Here is a 17541-nt window from a genome sequence, read left to right as displayed (position 1 = left end):
AAGGTCCTCTTCCCCGAATGCGCGCCACCTACCACGAGAATCATAGGAGCATACCCCCCGCCACCAGCATGGCAAGCATCGCGAGCTCGGCCCATTGCAGAAACCATCCGGCCAAATCCCCCGTCACCCCGCCGAAGCGGGACAGGGCAACATGACGGTACCATGCGAGCGCCAAAAGCCCCGCCACCGCCATAAGGGCGCCGACGGCCTGAGCGCACGCGACCATCCCTGCAGCCGAAGCCGCAGCGAAAGCGCAAAGCGGCACGACGATCGCCGCGCGCTTCTTAGCAGGCGAGAGTCCTGCGGCCATGCCGTCCGCCCGCGCGGCAGGCCAGCATTCTACGGCGAGCCCCGAAAGCGCGCGGGAGAACACGAGCGAGCACAGAAGCGCGAGGAACGCCCCCGCCGTAAGCGGCAGCGCGGTGAACAGGGAAAACTGCAGAATAAGGTACACAACAACACCGATGACCCCGAAGGCGCCCGCCCGCGGGTCGTGCATGATCTCGAGCTTTCGCTCGCGCGGGGCCCAACTTGCAAGCGCATCGGAGGTGTCGCAGAGCCCGTCTAGGTGGATGCCTCCCGTCACCGCCACAGGCAACGCCACGAGCACGGCCGCGACGATGGTCGCGGGCACGCCGAGCAGGTTCGCCACGTGCCCCCACGCCGTCATGAGGAAGCCTTCCGCGAGGCCCACCAGGGGAAACGCGGCAAGCGCATGGGTTGACCCGAAATCGGTCCAGGCCGATTTCGGGACGGGGATGCGCGAGAACGTTCCGAACGCCGCGCCAATTGCCTCTGCTATCTTCACCTTGTAGGTCCTTCGCCTTTCAACCACACGGGAATCCCGCATACCACTTCGACTGCGCGGTCGGCCAGCGCCGCCACGCCCGCGTTCACGCGCGCGAGCGCGCGCCTCCATGCCTCGGTCCCCTCATCGTAGCGCATCCCATCGCCGAACACGTCGACGGAGACCACCACCGTATACGCAGCCGCCTGAACGAGCCGTTCGATGTCTCCGAGCACCTCGCGCGCCGTAGCGTCGGGGTCACGTGGGGACAAGCCGCCTTCCGCGAAGAGCTCGTTCGCAACCAGGTTGCCCACGTCCTCCAAAAGAAGCGTGCAGCCGCGCGGAAGCCCGGACACTGCGGCACCCACGTCACGCGTGCGCTCGAGGGTGGAAAACCCCTTGCCCTCGCGCAGCGCCCGATGGCGCGCGATGCGGAGGGCGCCCTCTTCCCCGAAGGGCTCCATCGTTGCCAGGTACACGCGGGGGCCGTCGTGCCCAAGGCACAGGGACTCGGCATAGGCGCTCTTGCCGCTCGCGGCGGCGCCGATAACGAACGTCACCGTCATTTCCCAGCCTCGAAATGCTCGTAAGCAGCCATGCCAGTCGCCGTGAACGTCTTCCCATCCCGGTACACGCGCAGCGCAGAATCCAGAAGGGGCAGATACGCCATGGCGCCCGCGCCCTCGCCCAAGTGCATGCCTGCGTCGAGGGGTGCCTTTATGCCGAGCTCGCGAAGGAGCTCCTGGCTTGCGGGTTCACTTGATGCGTGGGTGCCCACGAGGTAGCCCAAGGCGTTGGGGCAAAGGCGCGCTGCGCACAGGGCCGCCGTGCAGGATATGACCCCGTCGAGGAGCGCCGGCGCCTTCGAGACAGCGGCCCCCAGGTAGAAACCGCACATCGCCGCGATGTCGAAGCCGCCCACCTTCGAGAGCACGTCGATCGGGTCGGCGGGATCGGGCGAGTTCGCATCGATAGCGCGCTCGACCACGTCGCGCTTGCGCGCGAACGAGGCGTCCGAGAGCCCCGCGCCGCGCCCGACGAGGCTCCGTGCGTCCGCCCGGAGGAGCACTGCGGCCACCGCCGCCGAGGTGGTCGTGTTGCCGATGCCCATCTCGCCCGCGGCGAGAAGGCGCACGCCGGCGCGGGCAAGCCCGCACGCGACGGCGATTCCGACTTCGATCGCGCGCACGGCCCCATCGCGAGACATAGCGGAACCGTGCGCGATATTACCGCTCCCCCGCCGCACGTTCGCGAGCACCATGCGCGCGTCTTCTATGCCCCGGGCCATACCCACGTCGACGGGCACGACCTCGGCACCCGCGAACGCCGCCATGCGGCAGGCACTCGTGGCCCCCTCGCACATGTTGCGCGCGACGGCTCGCGTCACGTCTTGTCCGCTTTGCGACACGCCTTCGGCAACGACCCCATTGTCGGAGAAGAATACCGCGAGCGCACGGGGAAACTCGGCCACCTCGGCGCTCCCCTGAGCTGCGGCGATACACGCGACGGCGTCTTCAAAGTCGCCCAATCCCCCCAAGGGGTGCGCGATGGAGTCCCACGCGGCGTACGCGGCGGCGCGGGCGCACTCGTCTGCGGGCGCGATCCGGGAGAGCGCGGCTTCGAGCACGGCGCCCGGCGCCGACGAGAACGCGCGCTCGACTTCCTCGCGGATGCAGGCAAGCGCGGTTTCGGTTGCTTCAGCCATGCCGTCTCCTCTCTGCGAACGACGCTGCGGCAGATGCAAACGCGCGCGCAACGTCGGGGTTCGCAGGATAGTACACATGCGGGAAGCCCGCAACCAGGGACGGGGTGGTCGTCATGCACGGCCAGCCCTTGTCGCGCCGGGGCTTCTGCGCCCAAAAGTCGCCGCCCGGGCAGGTGGACTGCCAGTAGTGGAACTCGTGCGCGCGGATGCGTGTGCCGCGCGGCCCGTAGAGCCCGTCGCGTTGAGAAGTGAGCTCCACGTACCCGAAATGGGACAGCCTTCCCCCGTTCTCGCTTGCGCCCTCAAGGGCGCCCGCAACAGGCCAGCGCCGCCCCTCGCTATCGGCGATTTCGCGCTGCAGATACAGAAACCCACCGCATTCGGCGACCGTCGGCATGCCGGATTCCACCGCGCGCCGCACCGCCTCGCGCATCGGCGCGTTCTCGGAGAGCTGCCGCGCATGGAGCTCCGGGTAGCCGCCCCCCAGATAGAGGGCGCTTGTCCCCCGGGGCAACTCGCTATCACACAGAGGGCTGAAAAAGGCCAGCTCGCAACCCAGGTCCTCGAGCGCGCGCAGGTTCTCCTCGTAGTAGAACGAGAACGCCTCGTCACGCGCGACGGCGACGATGGGCCGCGCTCCCGCGATCGGCTCCAACCGGTATGGTTCCTCGCGGATATCGGGTGCCGTCGCCGCTATTTCGAGCAAGCGGTCGACGTCGACGCTCTTTTCCACCAGCTCGGCCATCTTGTCGATGCGCGCGGAGAGCTGCTTGACTTCGTCGGCGGTCACAAGCCCCAGATGCCGGCTTTCGAGCGAGAACGCCTCGTCGGCGGGGATATTACCCAAAACCGCGACGCCCGTGTGCTTCTCGATCGCAGGCTTCGCGTAGGCGCAGGCAGCGGCGCTCGTCTTGTTCAGCACGACGCCGCGCACGTTCGCACAAGGCAGGAACTCGGCGATGCCGCGGATTACGGCGGCGAGCGATAAAGACGCCCCGCGCCCGTTCACCACTAAAACGACCGGCGTTTCCGTGTCGCGCGCAACCTGGTAGCTGCTCGCGTCGGCCACGCCGGGCGCCATGCCGTCGTAGAAGCCCATGACCCCCTCGAGCACCGCGACATCCGCGCCCGCGGCGCCGCGTGCGAGTAGGGCGCGCAGCGTCGGGGAGTCGGTGAAGAAACCGTCTAAGTTGCCCGAGCGCGCACCCACGACGCGGCGATGAAAGAGCGGGTCAATGTAGTCGGGGCCGCATTTGAAGGCCGCGCATGCAAGGCCGCGGCGCGCGAGCGCGCGCAGGAGCGCACACGTTACGACCGTCTTGCCGCTCCCGCTCGAGGGCGCAGCGACCATGAAGCGCGGGATGGACGTGCTCACCGGGCACCGCCTTCCCCACCTGCACCACGCGCGCTGACGAGGAACACGGGGTTTTGCGCCTTCATAAGATGATGCGAGCCTACAGCCTCGGCGCGGGCGGCCGACAACTGGCACGCCTCGAACCCCTTAAAGCGCGAACCCGAGAGGAGCGCGCACGCCTCAGTGAGTGTCTCAATGGTGACGCATGGCACACACAGGCGAACCTGCGAATTCTTCTCGAGCGCCGCCTCCACGATGGAGGGAAGCTCGCCCGCGCTCCCGCCGACGAACACGGCGTCGGGGACGGGCAGTTTCGCGAGCGCTTCGGGAGCGACGCCGGGGACCGCATACACGTTGCCGCACCCGAATGCATCCGCGTTCTCTCGGATGAGCCGCACGCCGGTCGCGTTGCACTCGACCGCCCATACCGACCCCGCTCGCGCGACGAGCGCCGCCTCGATCGACACGCTCCCCGTGCCGGCGCCGACGTCCCACACGGTGTCGGTCGCGGTAAGGCGCAGCTTCGCGAGCGCGACGGCTCGCACCTCCTGCTTGGTCATGGGAACGTCACCGCGGATGAAGAGCTCGTCGGGAATGCCCGAGGAAGCGTACGGCCAGCGGGAGCTCGCGGCGCGGGATGCGCCCGCAGAGTCCACCACGGAAGAAGTCGCCGCGGGCGCAGACGCGCCGGCCGGCGCCTCGGAGGCTGCGCTAGAGCCCGCAGGCGACCCGGCGCCGCCTGCGAAATCGATAAGCATCACGTTCAAGTCGTCGAACGTCTGACCTGCGATTTCACTTGCGGTCGCACAGATGATGCGCTCGTCGGGGTACGACAGGCGCTCGGCCACCGTCACGCGCGCGTCCCCGAAGCCCGCCTGCACAAGCTCGCCGGAAAGCCGCGAGGGGTCTTCCCCGCCCGACGTGACGAGGAAGAGCTCACCTGCGCGCTCGGCCTCGGCCACGATGTCGCACGCCACGCCGTGAGCGCTCGCAAAGCGCCAATCCTGCCATGGACGCGCGAGGCGCGCGGCGAGATACGACGCTGAGCTTATGCCGGGAATGACGCGCACGTCCACCTGCGCGTTGCCGGAGAGCGCCTCCACCAGGCGGCGCGCGCCGCTGAACAGCCCCACATCGCCCGTCATCACGACCACGGCGCGCTGCCACGACGCCGCATCGGTGAGCGCGGCGACGATGTCCGCCGTCTTCACGAGCTCGCATCTCACCACGTCGGGCGGCACGTCGATGCCGGCAAGCGCGCGATGAGCGCCGATGACCACATCGGCGATGTCGATCGCGTCGAGCGCCGCGCGCGAGAGCAAGTCGGGGTTTCCGGGCCCCGCCCCGATGATCGTTACCTTTCGCATGGAATCTCCCGATACCCGCGCGGCGTGACCATACGGCCGCCTACGAGCTTCGTGTCCGCGTTGCCGACGAACACGGTGGTGAACATGTCGGCGTCGATCTCCCCCAGCTCGGAGAGCCTGCACATGCCCGACTGCTGCCCCTCGCGCCCGATGTTGCGTACCCAGCCGCAGAGCGTGTCGGGGGCCTTCCATTCGAGCATAATCTTCGCCGCGCGTGAGAGCCTGTCGGCGCGCTTTCTGCTGCGCGGGTTGTACAAACAGATGCAGAAGTCGGCGCTCGCCACGGCGGCGAGCCTGCGCTCGATGACCTCCCACGGCGTGAGCAGGTCGGAGAGCGACACGACCGCGAAGTCGTGGGCAAGCGGGGCGCCGAGCACCGCCGACCCGCTCTGAGCCGCGGTGGCCCCGGCGATAACTTCCACGTCTACATCGGGGTAGTCCTCCGCAAGCTCCAGCACGGGGCTCGCCATGCCGTACACGCCCGCGTCACCGCTGCACACGAGCGCCACGGCTTCTCCGCTCTGCGCGCGCGAAAGCGCCAGGCGGCATCGTTCGACCTCGTGCATCATCGGCGTCGCGAGATGCGCCGCGTCGGGCACGGCGGCGAGCGCGAGCTCCACGTATTTCGTGTACCCCACAACGATGTCGGCCGCCTCGAGCGCGCGCCGGGCCGCAATCGTCATGCCGTCGGGGCCGCCCGGGCCGATCCCCACCACGAAGAGCTTTCCCATCACCGCTCCTTAAACGAAAGTTCGATAGTTACCTTGGAAAACGCGACGGTCACGCCGCCATGAGCGAGCTTCGGGAAGATAAGTTTGCCCCCGTCCGCGAGCGCCGCGCGCTCGCACACGTTGTCAACCCCCACCGTCGCGCGCACGAAATCAGATGGCGAAACGCTGCCTTCGACTTGCGACAACTCATCTGCGGAATACGTCGCAAGCGGAATATTGCGCGCGCGGCAGAAGGCGAGCAGACCCTCCTCGTGCGCCTTCACGTCAATCGTCGCCGCCTTGCGCACGGCCGAAGGCGAGATACCCGCCTGCCCGCACGCGAGAAGAAACGCCTCCTCGATCGCTTCGGCGCACGCACCGCGACGGCACCCTATGCCCGCAACGATGCAGGGCACGACAAGGCGAAGCGGCTCGGGCGCAGGCGCCTGCGCCCGCACGCCCGCCGGCTTCCCCGTCTCACCGGCGGGCACGACCTTGCCCGTTGTCTCCGCCACGCGAACGGACGCACCTTCATTCGCGCCAGCAAACGGCGACACGACGATATCGGCCCGAGCGCGGTCGGACGCAATGTCAACTCCCTCAGGCGGTTGTCCCGAAATCGGCATGTCGGAATAGAGCGCCACGCGCCCGCCAGAAAGCAGCCGCGCCGACACTCGCTTGATGGCCTCGGGATTCGAAACGGGGAGCCCCGCACAGCGCGCCCACGTATCCACCGCCCACACGCCGCGGACGTCGGTCGCCGTGGTGATGACGGGGATGGCCCCTGCCGCGCGTGCCACAGTTTGCGCAAGCTCGTTCGCACCGCCCAAATGCCCCGACAAAAGCGGGACGGCAAAGCGCCCCGCCTCGTCGATCGCCACAACCGCGGGATCGTTTACCTTCGAGGCGACATGCGGCGCGATCGCCCGCACGGCGATGCCCGCCGCGCCCACGAACAGAAGCGCGTCCGACGCTTCCCACGTGAGCGCCGTCCATGCGCGCAGGTCGGCCTTCCCCTCGCCGAACCCGCGCGAAACGGAAACGTCCCAGCCAGGGTCATCTTCACCTGTCTGCGCGCAATCGGAAAGCGCGCGTGCGGTGCGCTCCGCCAACGCATACCCCCTCTCAGTGAACGCTATGCAGGAAACCCTCATCTAGCGCACCACCATCGTCGAGAAGTAGCTGCCCCGATCGGGCACATCGTCGAGCGAGCGGTACACGCGCTCGCCCGGAAGCCCACAGTCCTCTACGAGCTCGGCACCGTCGAAGGCGCCCTCCTCGCGAAGGATGCGCTTCGTGTCCTCAAGCGAGCGGCGCGCCTTCATGACCACCTTCGTCCCCGGCCAGCCGATTGCGCGGCGCACCCCGTACAGCACGCCTTTACTCATACGTCGCCCCCAATTCCCCGATAACTGCATCGGCGCCCGACGTGCGGAAAAGCTCGCGGCGCTCGGCGTCGAACACGACCGCGGCGATGTCGCATGCGCCCGCCGCGCGGCGGCGCAACCTGTCCTCGATTGCCGCAGCGAGCGAGGCACGCGCAGCGTCCCCCACGCCGGCGGCCTCGATTACCTCGAGCGCCGCCGTGGTCGTGACCGACGACATGATCTCGCGCACGGTCTTCGCGCCCGCGCCGGCCAAGGCCGCGTGGGCGGCCAGAATCTCCGCGCGGCAGTCAGCGGTACGCGAATGGGTGTCCATGATGCCGCCAGCGACCTTCACCAGCTTGCCGATGTGTCCCACAAGAAGGACATTGGTGAATCCCTCGCGAACGCAGCAATCAATCGCATCGCCCACAAAGTTGGAGATGAAGACCACCGGCGCTCCGTTTAGGTGGAAATGCCCCGAGATGAACTGCCCGCCGTAGTTGCCGGGCGTGAGCACGACTCCGCGCCGCCCCATAGCCGCATGCTGCCGGATCTCGAGCTCGATGCTGTCGCGCAAGGCAGCGAGGCTGCGCGGCTCGACGATGCCCGTCGTGCCTAGGATGGAGATGCCGCCCTCTATCCCCAGGTGCGGGTTGAAGGTCTTTTCGACAAGGGAAACGCCCTCGGGTACCGAAATCGTCACAGCAATATTTCCAGAAAAGCCGTGCGCGGCGCACACTTCGCGCACCGCCGAAGTGATCATCGCGCGCGGCGTCGCGTTGATGGCGGCCGCCCCCACCGGCTGCTCGAGCCCGGGCAACGTCACGCGCCCCACGCCCACGCCGCCATCGACGGAAACTTCCGATTCGCGCGCGGGCACGCCCTTGCTGCCCACAGCGCCCGTGCCCGACCCCGCATTTTCCACGCGCGCGTACACGAGCACGCCGTCGGTCACATCGGCATCGTCGCCTGCGTCCTTTCGCACGGCGCACTGGGCACACCCCTCGCCGATGCATGCGTCGACCACGTTCGCTTCGACGGGCAGCCCGCCGGGGGTGACGATCGACACGAGGCCGACGGGCTTTCGTGACAAGAGCATCTCGCAGGCCGCCTTCGCCGCGAGCGCGGCGCAGCTCCCCGTGGTGTAGCCGCAGCGCAGGCGGGTCGTCCCGGTATATATGTAGTGCTCGAAGGCCACGCTAGCTGCTCGCCTTCCGATAGCCCGTGGCAAACGAAGGGTCGTAAAGCTTGCTGCGCTCGTACGACTCCGCTTGCGCGCCGTCGTGCGCAAGTCCGCCGCGAGCTCCGAGCACGCGGCCAACCACCACGAGCGCCGTGCGGTCGATGCCCTCTCGCGCGCCCGCATCGGCGAGCGTGCCCACCGTGCATCGCACCACACGCTCCTCAGGCCAGGTCGCCTTGTACACGAGCGCCGCCGGCTCGTCGGAGCTGCGGCCCGCGGCCAAAAGCTCAGCGGAAAGCTCGGCGAGCATACCCGAGCTCAGGAAGATGACCATAGTCGAGCCGCTTTCCGCCATGGTGCGCATGCTCTCGCCCGCGGGCATGGGGGTGCGCCCGGAAAGCCGCGTGATCACGACCGACTGGCTGATTCCCGGCAGCGTGTATTCCTGGCGAAGCGCCGCCGCGGCACCGCAAAAGCTCGACACGCCGGGCACCACCTCGTAGTCCACGCCGCGCGCGTCGAGTGCGTCCATCTGCTCCTGGATGGCGCCGTACAGGCACGGGTCGCCCGTGTGCAGGCGCACCACTTCCTCGCCCCGCGCATCCGCCGCGCACATCACGTCGAGCACTTCCTCCAAGGTCATGTGCGCGCTGTCGTAGACGATGCAGGATTCCTTGCACTCAGCGAGCAGCTCGGGGTTCACAAGGCTTCCCGCCCAAACGACCACGTCGGCCGCGCGCAGAAGACGCGCCCCGCGCAGCGTGATAAGGTCGGCGGCGCCCGAACCTGCTCCAACGATATGAATCATCCGAGCCTTCCCTTCCCGTTTCTCATCGCAACCGTTTACGCCGCCATTCGCGCAGCGGGCAAAAAACGGCGCCTGTGGCGGCAATCGGCGCAAATACGCAGGCAGGAGGCGCAATGCCGCCCGCCCTGGCTTTGACACGTTCACAAGCGCCCACTATCATAGTAAAAGTTTCGGCAACGAGCATATGACAATCGGATAAAAGGAAATGACCGGCGCGGCGCCCGCACAGCCCGCGCTGGCTTGCGGAGGGAACCAGGTGGGAATCCTGGGCAAGGGACATTACTGTATAGGACGCGCGGGCGAACCGCCTCGCGCCCCAAGCCAGACTGCTTCGCCTTTTCCTCACGGCATCGCCGTGGCGTTAGCTCCTTGTGAACCCCGAGGGGTGCGCTTTTCTTTCGCTTGTGCCGACAAGCAACTGTCGCCGGGGGACCGGCAAACCGAGGAAAGGAAAAACCATGTCCGACCAGATGTCACGCCGCGGCTTCATGGGCGCCGCAGCAACCGGAGCCTTCGCGCTCGCCGGAGTCGCGCTCGCGGGCTGCTCCAACACCTCCGCGAGTTCCGAGAAATCGAGTGAAAAGGAGAAGGCCGTGAAGCCGGTCATCCTCGTCACGAGCTTCGGCACGAGCTACAACGACTCGCGCCACATCACCATCGGCGCCATCGAAGACGCTATCCGCGAGAAGTACTGGCAGGACTACGACATCCGCCGCGCCTTCACCGCGCAGATCATCATCGACAAGCTGAAGAAGCGCGACGGCATCACGATCGACAACATGACCGAAGCGCTCGACCGCTGCGTGAAAGACGGCGTGAAGGAAATCGTCGTGCAGCCGACGCATCTCATGGGTGGCCTGGAATACACCGACGTGAAAGACGAGCTCGACAAGTACGCCGACAAGTTCGACAAAATCTCGCTCGGCGACCCGCTGCTCACCTCCGACGACGACTACAAGAAGGTGGCCGCAGCCATTAAGGAGAACATGGCGTCCTTCGACGACGGCAAGACGGCGCTGTGCCTCATGGGTCACGGCACCGAAGCCGATTCCAACGCCGACTATGCCAAGATGCAGGAAGTGTTTAAGAACGAGGGCTTGACGCAGTTCTTCGTCGGCACCGTCGAGGCTGAACCGACCTGCGAGGATGTTATCGCCGCCGCGAGCGCCGCAGGCTACAAGAAGGCCGTGCTCGCGCCGTTCATGGTGGTCGCGGGCGACCACGCGAACAACGACATGGCAGACGAGACCGACCCCGACAGCTGGGCTGCGAAGTTCGTGGCCGCCGGCTTCGAAGTGACGTGCCTGCTCCAGGGTCTGGGACAGAACGTCGCGGTCGACGAAATCTACGTCTCGCACGTGGACGACGCCATCGCCAAGCTGTAAACTCGCCGCGCACGGGGGCGCCGGTCGCGTCCCCGTGCAACGGGCATGCGCCTTCCCCGACTGACGGCGCATGCCCGTTGCATTCGCATCCCGTCAGCCCACCGCACGGCGCGGGCGGTCGAAGCGATTGAAAGGAACCCCCTCCATGTTGAAGAAAACCCTCGCCTTCGCCCTGTCAGCGGCGCTTTTCGCGTTCTCGCTCGCCGGCTGCGGCGGAAATTCAATCGACAGCGCAAAGGCAAGCGATGCCGATTCCCAGGAAAAGACCGAACAGGCGGCCGATGCGCCCGAGGGCGCAAGCGCTGCCCCCATCACCGCCGACAAGGTGGCCGACGGCACCTATCCGATCACCGTAGATTCCAGCTCGAACATGTTCAGGATTGTGGACGCCCAGCTCATCGTGGAAAACGGCTCCATGCACTGCGTGATGACGCTTTCCGGCACGGGCTACGGCAAGCTCTTCATGGGCACGGGCGACGAGGCTGCCGCCGCGAGCGAGGCCGACTTCATCCCCTATGTGGAAAACGCGGAAGGCAAGTACACCTACGACGTGCCCGTTGATGCGCTCGACGAGGACACCGCCTGTGCCGCGTGGAGTATTAGAAAAGAGCGGTGGTACGACCGCACGCTCGTGTTCGAATCCGCCGGCGTCGATCTGCGCGCCGACGCACTGAAGTAACACCATGCGGTCGATTCTTCCCAAGGGGGAAAGCAGAAAGCGCCGCAGCATCGCGGTGCGCGTGATCGCCTGCATTCTCGTCGCCCTGCTCGCGCTTCCCTTCGCGGGGTGCAGTGCGAGCCCGAACGCGACCGGTGGCACGGCGGGCTCTCAGGAATACACTGTGAGCGTCTCGCTTGCCGGCGGGTCAGGGCGCGCAAGCATCGCCTCACCCACCACAATTGTGAAGGATGGCGACGCCTACACCGCGACCATCACCTGGTCGAGTTCAAACTACGACAAGATGACCGTCGACGGCGTAGACTACGCGCCCGTAAACGACGGCGGCAACTCCACGTTCGAGATACCCGTCACGCTCGACGAGGACATCGCCGTGTCGGCCGAGACTGTCGCCATGTCGACGCCGCACACCATCGACTACACGCTCTACTTCGACTCATCCACCATGAAGAAGAAAACGGGCGACGATGCAAGCGGCGACTCCCCTGCGGGAACGGCTTCAAGCGCCGCGGCCGACTTCCACAACGCAGATTTGGGCTGCGGCTGGGAGCCGACGGGGACGCTTCAGCTAGAATACGCCAAGCACTTCACTGTCGACGAGTTCGAAGGCGGCTTGCGGCTTATCTGCGTTTCGAACGGGGAGCGCTTCCTCGTGGTGCCGCAGGATGCGAAGGTACCTGATGGGTTGAGCTCCGACATCGCGGTCATAAGGCGCCCCGCCGACAAGGTGTACCTTGTGTCGTCGGCGACGATGTGCCTGGTCGACGCACTCGATGCGAACGACAACATCCTCATGTCGGGCACGAAGGCCGACGATTGCTCGGTCGCGGGCTTCAAAAGCGCGCTCGAAAGTGGGGCGATCGCCTACGGCGGCAAGTACAGCGCGCCCGACTACGAGCGAATATCGGCCTCGGGCTGCACGCTCGCCATCGAGAACACCATGATCAACCACACGCCCGATGTGAAGGAAAAGCTGCAGAAGCTCGGGCTCGTCGTGCTCACCGAACAGTCGTCGAGCGAGCCCGAAGCACTCGGGCGCGTCGAGTGGATTAAGCTTTTCGGCGTCCTGTTCGACAAGGAAGACGAGGCCGCGCACCTGTTCAACGAGCAGAAGGCCCGCGTCGAGCAAACGTCGAGGCTCGCGTCGTCAGGTAAAACCGTGGCGTATTTCTACATTAACTCGAACGGGGCCGCCGTCACGCGGCGGGCGGGCGACTACGTGGCGCAGATGATCGAGCTTGCAGGCGGCAACTACGCGCTCGATGACGCGCAGACGGCGTCGACGTCAGGTTCGTCAGTAACGCTCGAAATGGAGCGCTTCTACGCGACGGCGAAGGATGCCGACATTATCGTCTACAACGGCACCATCGACGAATCGGTTGCCACCTTGAACGACTTCGTAGGCAAAAACGCGCTATTGTCGCAGTTCAAAGCCGTGAAGAACGGCAACGTCTGGGTCACAAGCGCCGACATGTACCAGCAGATGACTTCCACCGCCGACATTATCGACGAGCTGCACGGGGCGTTCACCGGCGATGACGCGAGCAACTTCCATTATCTGAGGAAGCTCGGCTAGCGCCATGAGAAGCCGGCTTTCCATGACATACGACGAATCGGGGCGCGCCGCGCGGTGTCGCGTCGTGACGGCGCTGCTCGCTGTTGCCCTCATCGTGCTCGTCGGGGCCAACCTGTGCATCGGGAGCGTGCTCGTGCCCGCAGACCACATCCCCGGCATCCTTTCGGGAGGCGCGGCCAATTCCATGGAAATCCAGATCATCTGGGAGATTCGTCTGCCGCGCGTGCTTTCAGCCGTGCTTCTCGGCGGGGCACTTTCGCTCTCCGGGTTCCTGCTGCAGACGTTTTTCAACAACCCCATCGCCGACCCGTTCATCTTGGGCGTCTCCTCGGGCGCAAAGTTCGTCGTCGCGCTTACGATGATCGTACTTCTGGGCGCGAACCAGGCCATGTCCTCGCCGGCCATGGTGGCCGCAGCGTTTCTGGGATCGCTTATCACCATCGGCTTCGTGCTCCTCATCGCACGGCGCATAAGTTCCATGGCCATGCTCATCGTGGCGGGCGTCATGGTGGGATACATCTGCTCGGCGGCGACGAACTTTCTCATCGCCTTCGCCGACGACCAGTCCATCGTGAACCTGCACAACTGGTCTTTGGGTAGCTTCTCGGGTTCGAGCTGGGACGACATCGCGGTCATCGCGGTCGTGGTGATCACCGTGAGCGCATGCGTATTCGCGATATCGAAGCCCCTTTCCGCCTTCCAGCTGGGAGAAGCCTACGCGAAAAGCGTCGGCGTGAACGTCGCACGCTTCCGCGTGGTGCTCGTCCTTCTAGCGAGCATGCTCTCCGCCTGCGTGACCGCGTTCGCTGGTCCGGTGTCGTTCGTAGGCATCGCGGTTCCGCATCTCGTTAAGTCGGCGCTGAAGTCGTCGAAGCCCATCCGCGTGATTCCTGCGTGCTTCTTGGGAGGCGCCATCTTCTGCGCGGGCTGCGATTTGATCGCGCGCACGCTGTTCTCCCCCGTCGAGCTTTCCATCAGCGCCGTCACCGCCATCTTCGGCGCGCCGGTGGTTATCGCACTCATGTTGAAGAAACGAGTGAGGTAGATGGGGGAATTCATGCCGCGGCCCAAAACGCTCAGAGGGGAGTCGAACCTCGAAACCCCGGTCGCAACGAAGGCTGACGGAGCGCCGCTTTTCCGCATAAGCGACCTGTCGGCGGGCTACGACAAGAAGGTCGTAGTCGAAGGCGTCGAGCTGGAGGTTCGCGCGGGCGACGTCGTGGCGCTCATCGGGCCGAACGGCTCGGGCAAGTCGACCATCTTGAAAACCATCACACGCCATCTGGCACCGCTTGCCGGCGCGGTCGAGCTCGACGGGCGGGAGATTTCCCGATGGAAGACGGCGGAGTTCGCAAGGAACCTTGCCGTTATGCTGACAGATCGACCCCGGACCGAGCTCCTCACCTGCCGCGATATCATAGAGGCGGGAAGGCATCCCTACACCGGGCGAATGGGCACACTCTCGCCCGACGACCATAGTCGGGTCGACGAGGCCATGAAAACCGCACATGTGGAAGAGTTCGCCGAGCGCGACTTCATGCAGATAAGCGACGGGCAACGCCAGCGCGTCATGCTCGCACGCGCCATCGCACAGGATCCGCGTGTGCTCGTGCTCGACGAGCCCACGTCATATCTCGATATCCGCTACCAGATCGACCTGCTGCGAATACTTCGCCACCTTGCGAAATCGCGGAATGCGGCTGTCATCATGTCCATCCACGAACTCGAGCTCGCGCAGAAAAGCGCCGACAAGGTGATTTGCGTGAAGGACGGCCGGGTCTTCCGCGCCGGCGCACCCGAGGACATATTCACGCGCGAGACGATTGGCGAGCTCTACGGCCTTCAACATGGCACCTTCAACGAGCGCTTCGGCAGCGTGGAAATTGGGCGCCCACACGGCGATGCGCACACGTTCGTCATCGCCGGCGCAGGTACGGGGTCAGCTGTGTTTCGCCAGCTAATCCGGCAGGGCAAGGCGTTCTACGCGGGCGTTCTGCACGAAGGGGACATCGACTGCGAGCTTGCGCGCGACCTGGCGACGGAATGCGTGGCCGAGCGCGCCTTCGAGCCGATCGGGGATAAAACCATAGCCCGCGCCAAAGAGCTCCTCGTCCACTGCGCGCGTCTTATCGTGTGCCCCGCCGCCTTCGGCACCATAAACGCCCGCAACGCAGAGCTCGTCGAGTTCGCACGCTCGCATGGTATCGAGGTCATGCGAGCGTGCGAAGGCGCATCGGAGGATTCCAAAATTGGAGTGGGAAGGATAAACTGGACTTTCTTTTAAGGATCCTCAGGCTACAGCTCCTACGCCGGCAAGGTCTCCAAGGCGCCGGAGAACCTCAGGAACAGGAATTTCCACGCCGACGAGCCCAACTAGGCCTAATCCAAGCGAGATTCCAGACTCGACAGACCATTGAGAGTCAGATCGTTGGCGACCTCAGAGACGCGCTCGATAGGAACCGAGCCGTCAGACAGCGCCCACGTGCGATAGATACCGATAATACCCGACAGCAAAAACGCCAGATAGTAGTCGAACATTTCGTCCTTGAGACCTTGGGGCAGCAGATCTCGCTCGGCAATCTCGTGCTCGAGCGGCGCACGAAGACGAGCCATGAAATCATCGAGCGGAATATTCTCGATCAGCTGACGATTGAGCACCAAGTTGTTGCACAGTGCCTCGTTAACGGTTTTAAAGAAGGTCGCCGCCGCGCTCAGGGCGCGCTCGTTGGTGTCGCCGTCCATGGAAGCAAGCGTTTTCTCGACCGAGTCGACAATCATCTCCACCACATCGACGGCAATGGCATCGAGCAGGCCGTCAACCGTACCAAAGTGAACGTAAAAGGTCTTGCGGTCGACATTGGCCTCGCGCGCGATGGCACTCACCGTAATGTCTGCCAGCGGCTTTTCCATGAGCAGGCGCTCGAAAGCCGAAAGGATGGCATTACGGCTGCGAACGATGCGACGATCAAGACGCGGTTTGCTGGTTGCCATGGGCGTGTCCCTTCGATATGCGAGCATTCATCAACAGATGAGAGATAATCTACGTAAGAGGATTATCCCCCATACAGCACAAATATGCCTCGCATCATGAAGAACGCACGACTGCCCTACTGCGACTTAGGGTGCTTCTTCTTATTGAGTGCCGACGGAGATACGCGAATACCGTCTCCTGTCTGACGCACATAGGCCTTATGAGCCGGCTTTGCGGTCCCAGAAGCCTTCTGAGCGTGCTTCTTGGGATCAACGGTAACAGCATTCGTGGGGTGCGGCTTAGTGGGCGCAGAGGGCGTCTGAAGCGTGCGGCCGAGCTTGCGCATCACGCGATCCCAGCGCGCATGGATGCTCTCGTTGTGGGCGCTCTTAAGTCCCAGCAGGGGCGCAGCCAAAATGGTAGGCGCAATAAACGTAATGAGACGCCACAGCAGATAGCCGGCGGTCGAAGCCGAACCGAAGAAATGACCCAAGAACAATGCAAAGCCGCCCTCAGCGCCACCAGTTCCACCGGGCAAGGGAACCGCAGAGCTTAACAGCTGGACAAAGGCGCTCGCGGCCATGACCGAGAAAAAGTCGACCTCGTGGTGGCCAAAGGCAAGCATCAGGAAATACGGAACCAGATAGAAAAACGCGAGCTGCAGCATGGTGATAAACACGGTGAGCAGCATGGAAGAAAAATGTCCGGCCGAAAGCTTGAACTTCTCGGAGAAGGAGTAGATCTCGCCATCGACAAACGTGCGCCAACCCTCGATCTTAGTGGCCGAGACACCAATGCGCTCGAGCCAATTGATGATGCAATGGGCGACGCGCGTGACGGTCTTAGGCATGAGCGCGACGGCGAAGATGCCCAGCAAGATGCAGCAGTGTCCACCAAAGCTAAAGACGCACAGCAGCGTCATGTCGCCGTAGCGTTCGGCAAAAAACGGCATACGGGCGAGCAGCAGGATAGCGCCCCAGGCGACCAGGCCAAACTGGTACACGATAAAACGCGTGAATTGCGTGGCGCCGGCCTCGCCCACGTTTTGGCCGGCCTTGGTCAGGCGATAGATCTGAGCCGGGGTGGAGCCCATCATCATGGGCGTCAGGTTGCCAAAGAAGATGCCACTCGCCTCGACCGAGATCAGGTCGCGGATGCCGACGGGCGAATTGGGATCGAGCCAGACGGCGATCGCATAGGCCACAATGCCAAAGAACAGGTACATGAACATGCAAAGACACGCGACAACGAGCCATAACGCCTGGACGCTCGACATAGCGGCCCAGAACTGCCCCATCTGCCCGGTTACCACCAGATAGACGATATAACCTACCAGCACGACGCCGATAAAGATGGCGCCGCGGCGTGCGCTCTTATTGTCATCTCCGCCCGAGGCCTCAACCTCGACCTGGGGCTTAGACGTATGCTGAGAGGACTCCGTCATGAGACTCCTTCTAACAGTCAAAATATCTTGGATATTGTACCCGTAAGGGCCATAGGCAGAACGCAAAGCTCTGGTTCAAACGGGAATTGCAGACGGTTGTTTAAAAATAAAAAACCCGGCCTTCCATAGGAAGTCCGGGTATCAGATGCGTGGTAGCCCGTACCAGATTCGAACTGGTGATCTCCGCCTTGAGAGGGCGGCGTCC

At 64.6% G+C, this 17541-nt stretch carries 17 protein-coding genes; 5 read left to right on the top strand and 12 right to left on the bottom strand.

The window, feature by feature from the left end; translation table 11 throughout:
- Positions 1-40: 40 nt before the first annotated feature.
- Genes cobS through cobM form a run of 10 tightly spaced genes read right to left on the bottom strand, consistent with a single transcriptional unit; the run spans position 41 to position 9281 of the window.
- Entirely contained in the window at positions 41-850 is an 810-nt protein-coding gene (gene cobS, locus JMJ97_RS06815) for an adenosylcobinamide-GDP ribazoletransferase (RefSeq protein ID WP_260699644.1), read from the bottom strand.
- Positions 805-1347 carry a bifunctional adenosylcobinamide kinase/adenosylcobinamide-phosphate guanylyltransferase gene (locus tag JMJ97_RS06810; RefSeq protein WP_260699643.1) on the bottom strand — a complete coding sequence of 181 codons (543 nt, stop codon included), beginning with the start codon at positions 1345-1347 and terminating at the stop codon, positions 805-807. Before JMJ97_RS06810 ends, cobS begins: the two co-directional genes overlap by 46 nt.
- Before the next feature lie 2 nt (positions 1348-1349).
- Positions 1350-2492 (bottom strand): nicotinate-nucleotide--dimethylbenzimidazole phosphoribosyltransferase, encoded by a 1143-nt coding sequence (locus tag JMJ97_RS06805; RefSeq protein ID WP_260699642.1) that lies wholly within the window; start codon positions 2490-2492, stop codon positions 1350-1352.
- A complete protein-coding gene (locus JMJ97_RS06800; RefSeq protein ID WP_260699641.1) occupies positions 2485-3867 on the bottom strand; it encodes a cobyrinic acid a,c-diamide synthase CobB in 1383 nt (460 codons plus the stop codon). The genes JMJ97_RS06805 and JMJ97_RS06800 overlap by 8 nt, the downstream gene beginning before the upstream one ends.
- Positions 3864-5213, bottom strand: a complete 1350-nt coding sequence (cbiE, locus tag JMJ97_RS06795) for a precorrin-6y C5,15-methyltransferase (decarboxylating) subunit CbiE (RefSeq protein ID WP_260699639.1) — start codon at positions 5211-5213, stop codon at positions 3864-3866. The genes JMJ97_RS06800 and cbiE overlap by 4 nt, the downstream gene beginning before the upstream one ends.
- Positions 5201-5944, bottom strand: coding sequence for a precorrin-3B C(17)-methyltransferase (gene cobJ / locus JMJ97_RS06790; protein WP_117769633.1), 744 nt, complete (start codon positions 5942-5944; stop codon positions 5201-5203). The genes cbiE and cobJ overlap by 13 nt, the downstream gene beginning before the upstream one ends.
- Complete coding sequence (locus tag JMJ97_RS06785) at positions 5944-7077, bottom strand: cobalt-precorrin 5A hydrolase (protein WP_117769632.1); 1134 nt, start codon at positions 7075-7077, stop codon at positions 5944-5946. Before JMJ97_RS06785 ends, cobJ begins: the two co-directional genes overlap by 1 nt.
- The gene (locus JMJ97_RS06780) at positions 7078-7311 is read right to left on the bottom strand and encodes an SAM-dependent methyltransferase (protein ID WP_260699638.1); all 234 of its coding nucleotides are present in this window, start codon (positions 7309-7311) and stop codon (positions 7078-7080) included.
- Complete coding sequence (gene cbiD, locus JMJ97_RS06775; RefSeq protein WP_260699667.1) at positions 7304-8488, bottom strand: cobalt-precorrin-5B (C(1))-methyltransferase CbiD; 1185 nt, start codon at positions 8486-8488, stop codon at positions 7304-7306. Before cbiD ends, JMJ97_RS06780 begins: the two co-directional genes overlap by 8 nt.
- A gap of 1 nt (position 8489) precedes the next feature.
- Positions 8490-9281, bottom strand: coding sequence for a precorrin-4 C(11)-methyltransferase (gene cobM, locus JMJ97_RS06770; RefSeq protein WP_260699637.1), 792 nt, complete (start codon positions 9279-9281; stop codon positions 8490-8492).
- Positions 9282-9739: 458 nt separating this feature from the next.
- Here cobM and JMJ97_RS06765 point away from each other — a divergent pair, with 458 nt between their 5' ends.
- The 5 genes from JMJ97_RS06765 (at position 9740) to JMJ97_RS06745 (ending at position 15205) form a co-directional block, all read left to right on the top strand.
- A complete protein-coding gene (locus JMJ97_RS06765) occupies positions 9740-10666 on the top strand; it encodes a sirohydrochlorin cobaltochelatase (protein WP_260699636.1) in 927 nt (308 codons plus the stop codon).
- A gap of 145 nt (positions 10667-10811) precedes the next feature.
- Positions 10812-11345, top strand: a complete 534-nt coding sequence (locus tag JMJ97_RS06760; RefSeq protein WP_260699635.1) for a hypothetical protein — start codon at positions 10812-10814, stop codon at positions 11343-11345.
- A 4-nt stretch (positions 11346-11349) separates the two neighbouring features.
- Positions 11350-12921: an ABC transporter substrate-binding protein gene (locus JMJ97_RS06755; protein WP_260699634.1), complete on the top strand. Its 1572-nt coding sequence runs from the start codon at positions 11350-11352 to the stop codon at positions 12919-12921.
- A gap of 22 nt (positions 12922-12943) precedes the next feature.
- Positions 12944-13966: a FecCD family ABC transporter permease gene (locus JMJ97_RS06750; RefSeq protein WP_035138214.1), complete on the top strand. Its 1023-nt coding sequence runs from the start codon at positions 12944-12946 to the stop codon at positions 13964-13966.
- Positions 13967-15205 carry an ABC transporter ATP-binding protein gene (locus JMJ97_RS06745; protein ID WP_260699633.1) on the top strand — a complete coding sequence of 413 codons (1239 nt, stop codon included), beginning with the start codon at positions 13967-13969 and terminating at the stop codon, positions 15203-15205.
- 95 nt (positions 15206-15300) lie between these two features.
- On the opposite strand, the gene JMJ97_RS06740 is transcribed toward JMJ97_RS06745, so the two are convergent.
- Positions 15301-15912, bottom strand: coding sequence for a TetR/AcrR family transcriptional regulator (locus tag JMJ97_RS06740; RefSeq protein ID WP_052044155.1), 612 nt, complete (start codon positions 15910-15912; stop codon positions 15301-15303).
- 116 nt (positions 15913-16028) lie between these two features.
- Positions 16029-17336, bottom strand: coding sequence for a lysylphosphatidylglycerol synthase transmembrane domain-containing protein (locus tag JMJ97_RS06735; RefSeq protein ID WP_260699632.1), 1308 nt, complete (start codon positions 17334-17336; stop codon positions 16029-16031).
- Between the last annotated feature and the right edge of the window lie 205 nt (positions 17337-17541).

The organism is Collinsella aerofaciens (assembly GCF_025289055.1).
Taxonomy (GTDB): Bacteria; Actinomycetota; Coriobacteriia; order Coriobacteriales; family Coriobacteriaceae; genus Collinsella.
This window is presented reverse-complemented; position numbering and strand designations above follow the sequence as displayed.

Coding starts and splice junctions, on each gene's coding strand:
- cobS (WP_260699644.1), bottom strand. CDS start 850: ATGCGGGATTCCCGTGTGGTTGAAAGGCGAAGGACCTACAAGGTGAAG.
- JMJ97_RS06805 (WP_260699642.1), bottom strand. CDS start 2,492: ATGGCTGAAGCAACCGAAACCGCGCTTGCCTGCATCCGCGAGGAAGTC.
- cbiE (WP_260699639.1), bottom strand. CDS start 5,213: ATGCGAAAGGTAACGATCATCGGGGCGGGGCCCGGAAACCCCGACTTG.
- cobJ (WP_117769633.1), bottom strand. CDS start 5,944: ATGGGAAAGCTCTTCGTGGTGGGGATCGGCCCGGGCGGCCCCGACGGC.
- JMJ97_RS06785 (WP_117769632.1), bottom strand. CDS start 7,077: ATGAGGGTTTCCTGCATAGCGTTCACTGAGAGGGGGTATGCGTTGGCG.
- JMJ97_RS06780 (WP_260699638.1), bottom strand. CDS start 7,311: ATGAGTAAAGGCGTGCTGTACGGGGTGCGCCGCGCAATCGGCTGGCCG.
- cobM (WP_260699637.1), bottom strand. CDS start 9,281: ATGATTCATATCGTTGGAGCAGGTTCGGGCGCCGCCGACCTTATCACG.
- JMJ97_RS06765 (WP_260699636.1), top strand. CDS start 9,740: ATGTCCGACCAGATGTCACGCCGCGGCTTCATGGGCGCCGCAGCAACC.
- JMJ97_RS06760 (WP_260699635.1), top strand. CDS start 10,812: ATGTTGAAGAAAACCCTCGCCTTCGCCCTGTCAGCGGCGCTTTTCGCG.
- JMJ97_RS06755 (WP_260699634.1), top strand. CDS start 11,350: ATGCGGTCGATTCTTCCCAAGGGGGAAAGCAGAAAGCGCCGCAGCATC.
- JMJ97_RS06750 (WP_035138214.1), top strand. CDS start 12,944: ATGACATACGACGAATCGGGGCGCGCCGCGCGGTGTCGCGTCGTGACG.
- JMJ97_RS06745 (WP_260699633.1), top strand. CDS start 13,967: ATGGGGGAATTCATGCCGCGGCCCAAAACGCTCAGAGGGGAGTCGAAC.
- JMJ97_RS06740 (WP_052044155.1), bottom strand. CDS start 15,912: ATGGCAACCAGCAAACCGCGTCTTGATCGTCGCATCGTTCGCAGCCGT.
- JMJ97_RS06735 (WP_260699632.1), bottom strand. CDS start 17,336: ATGACGGAGTCCTCTCAGCATACGTCTAAGCCCCAGGTCGAGGTTGAG.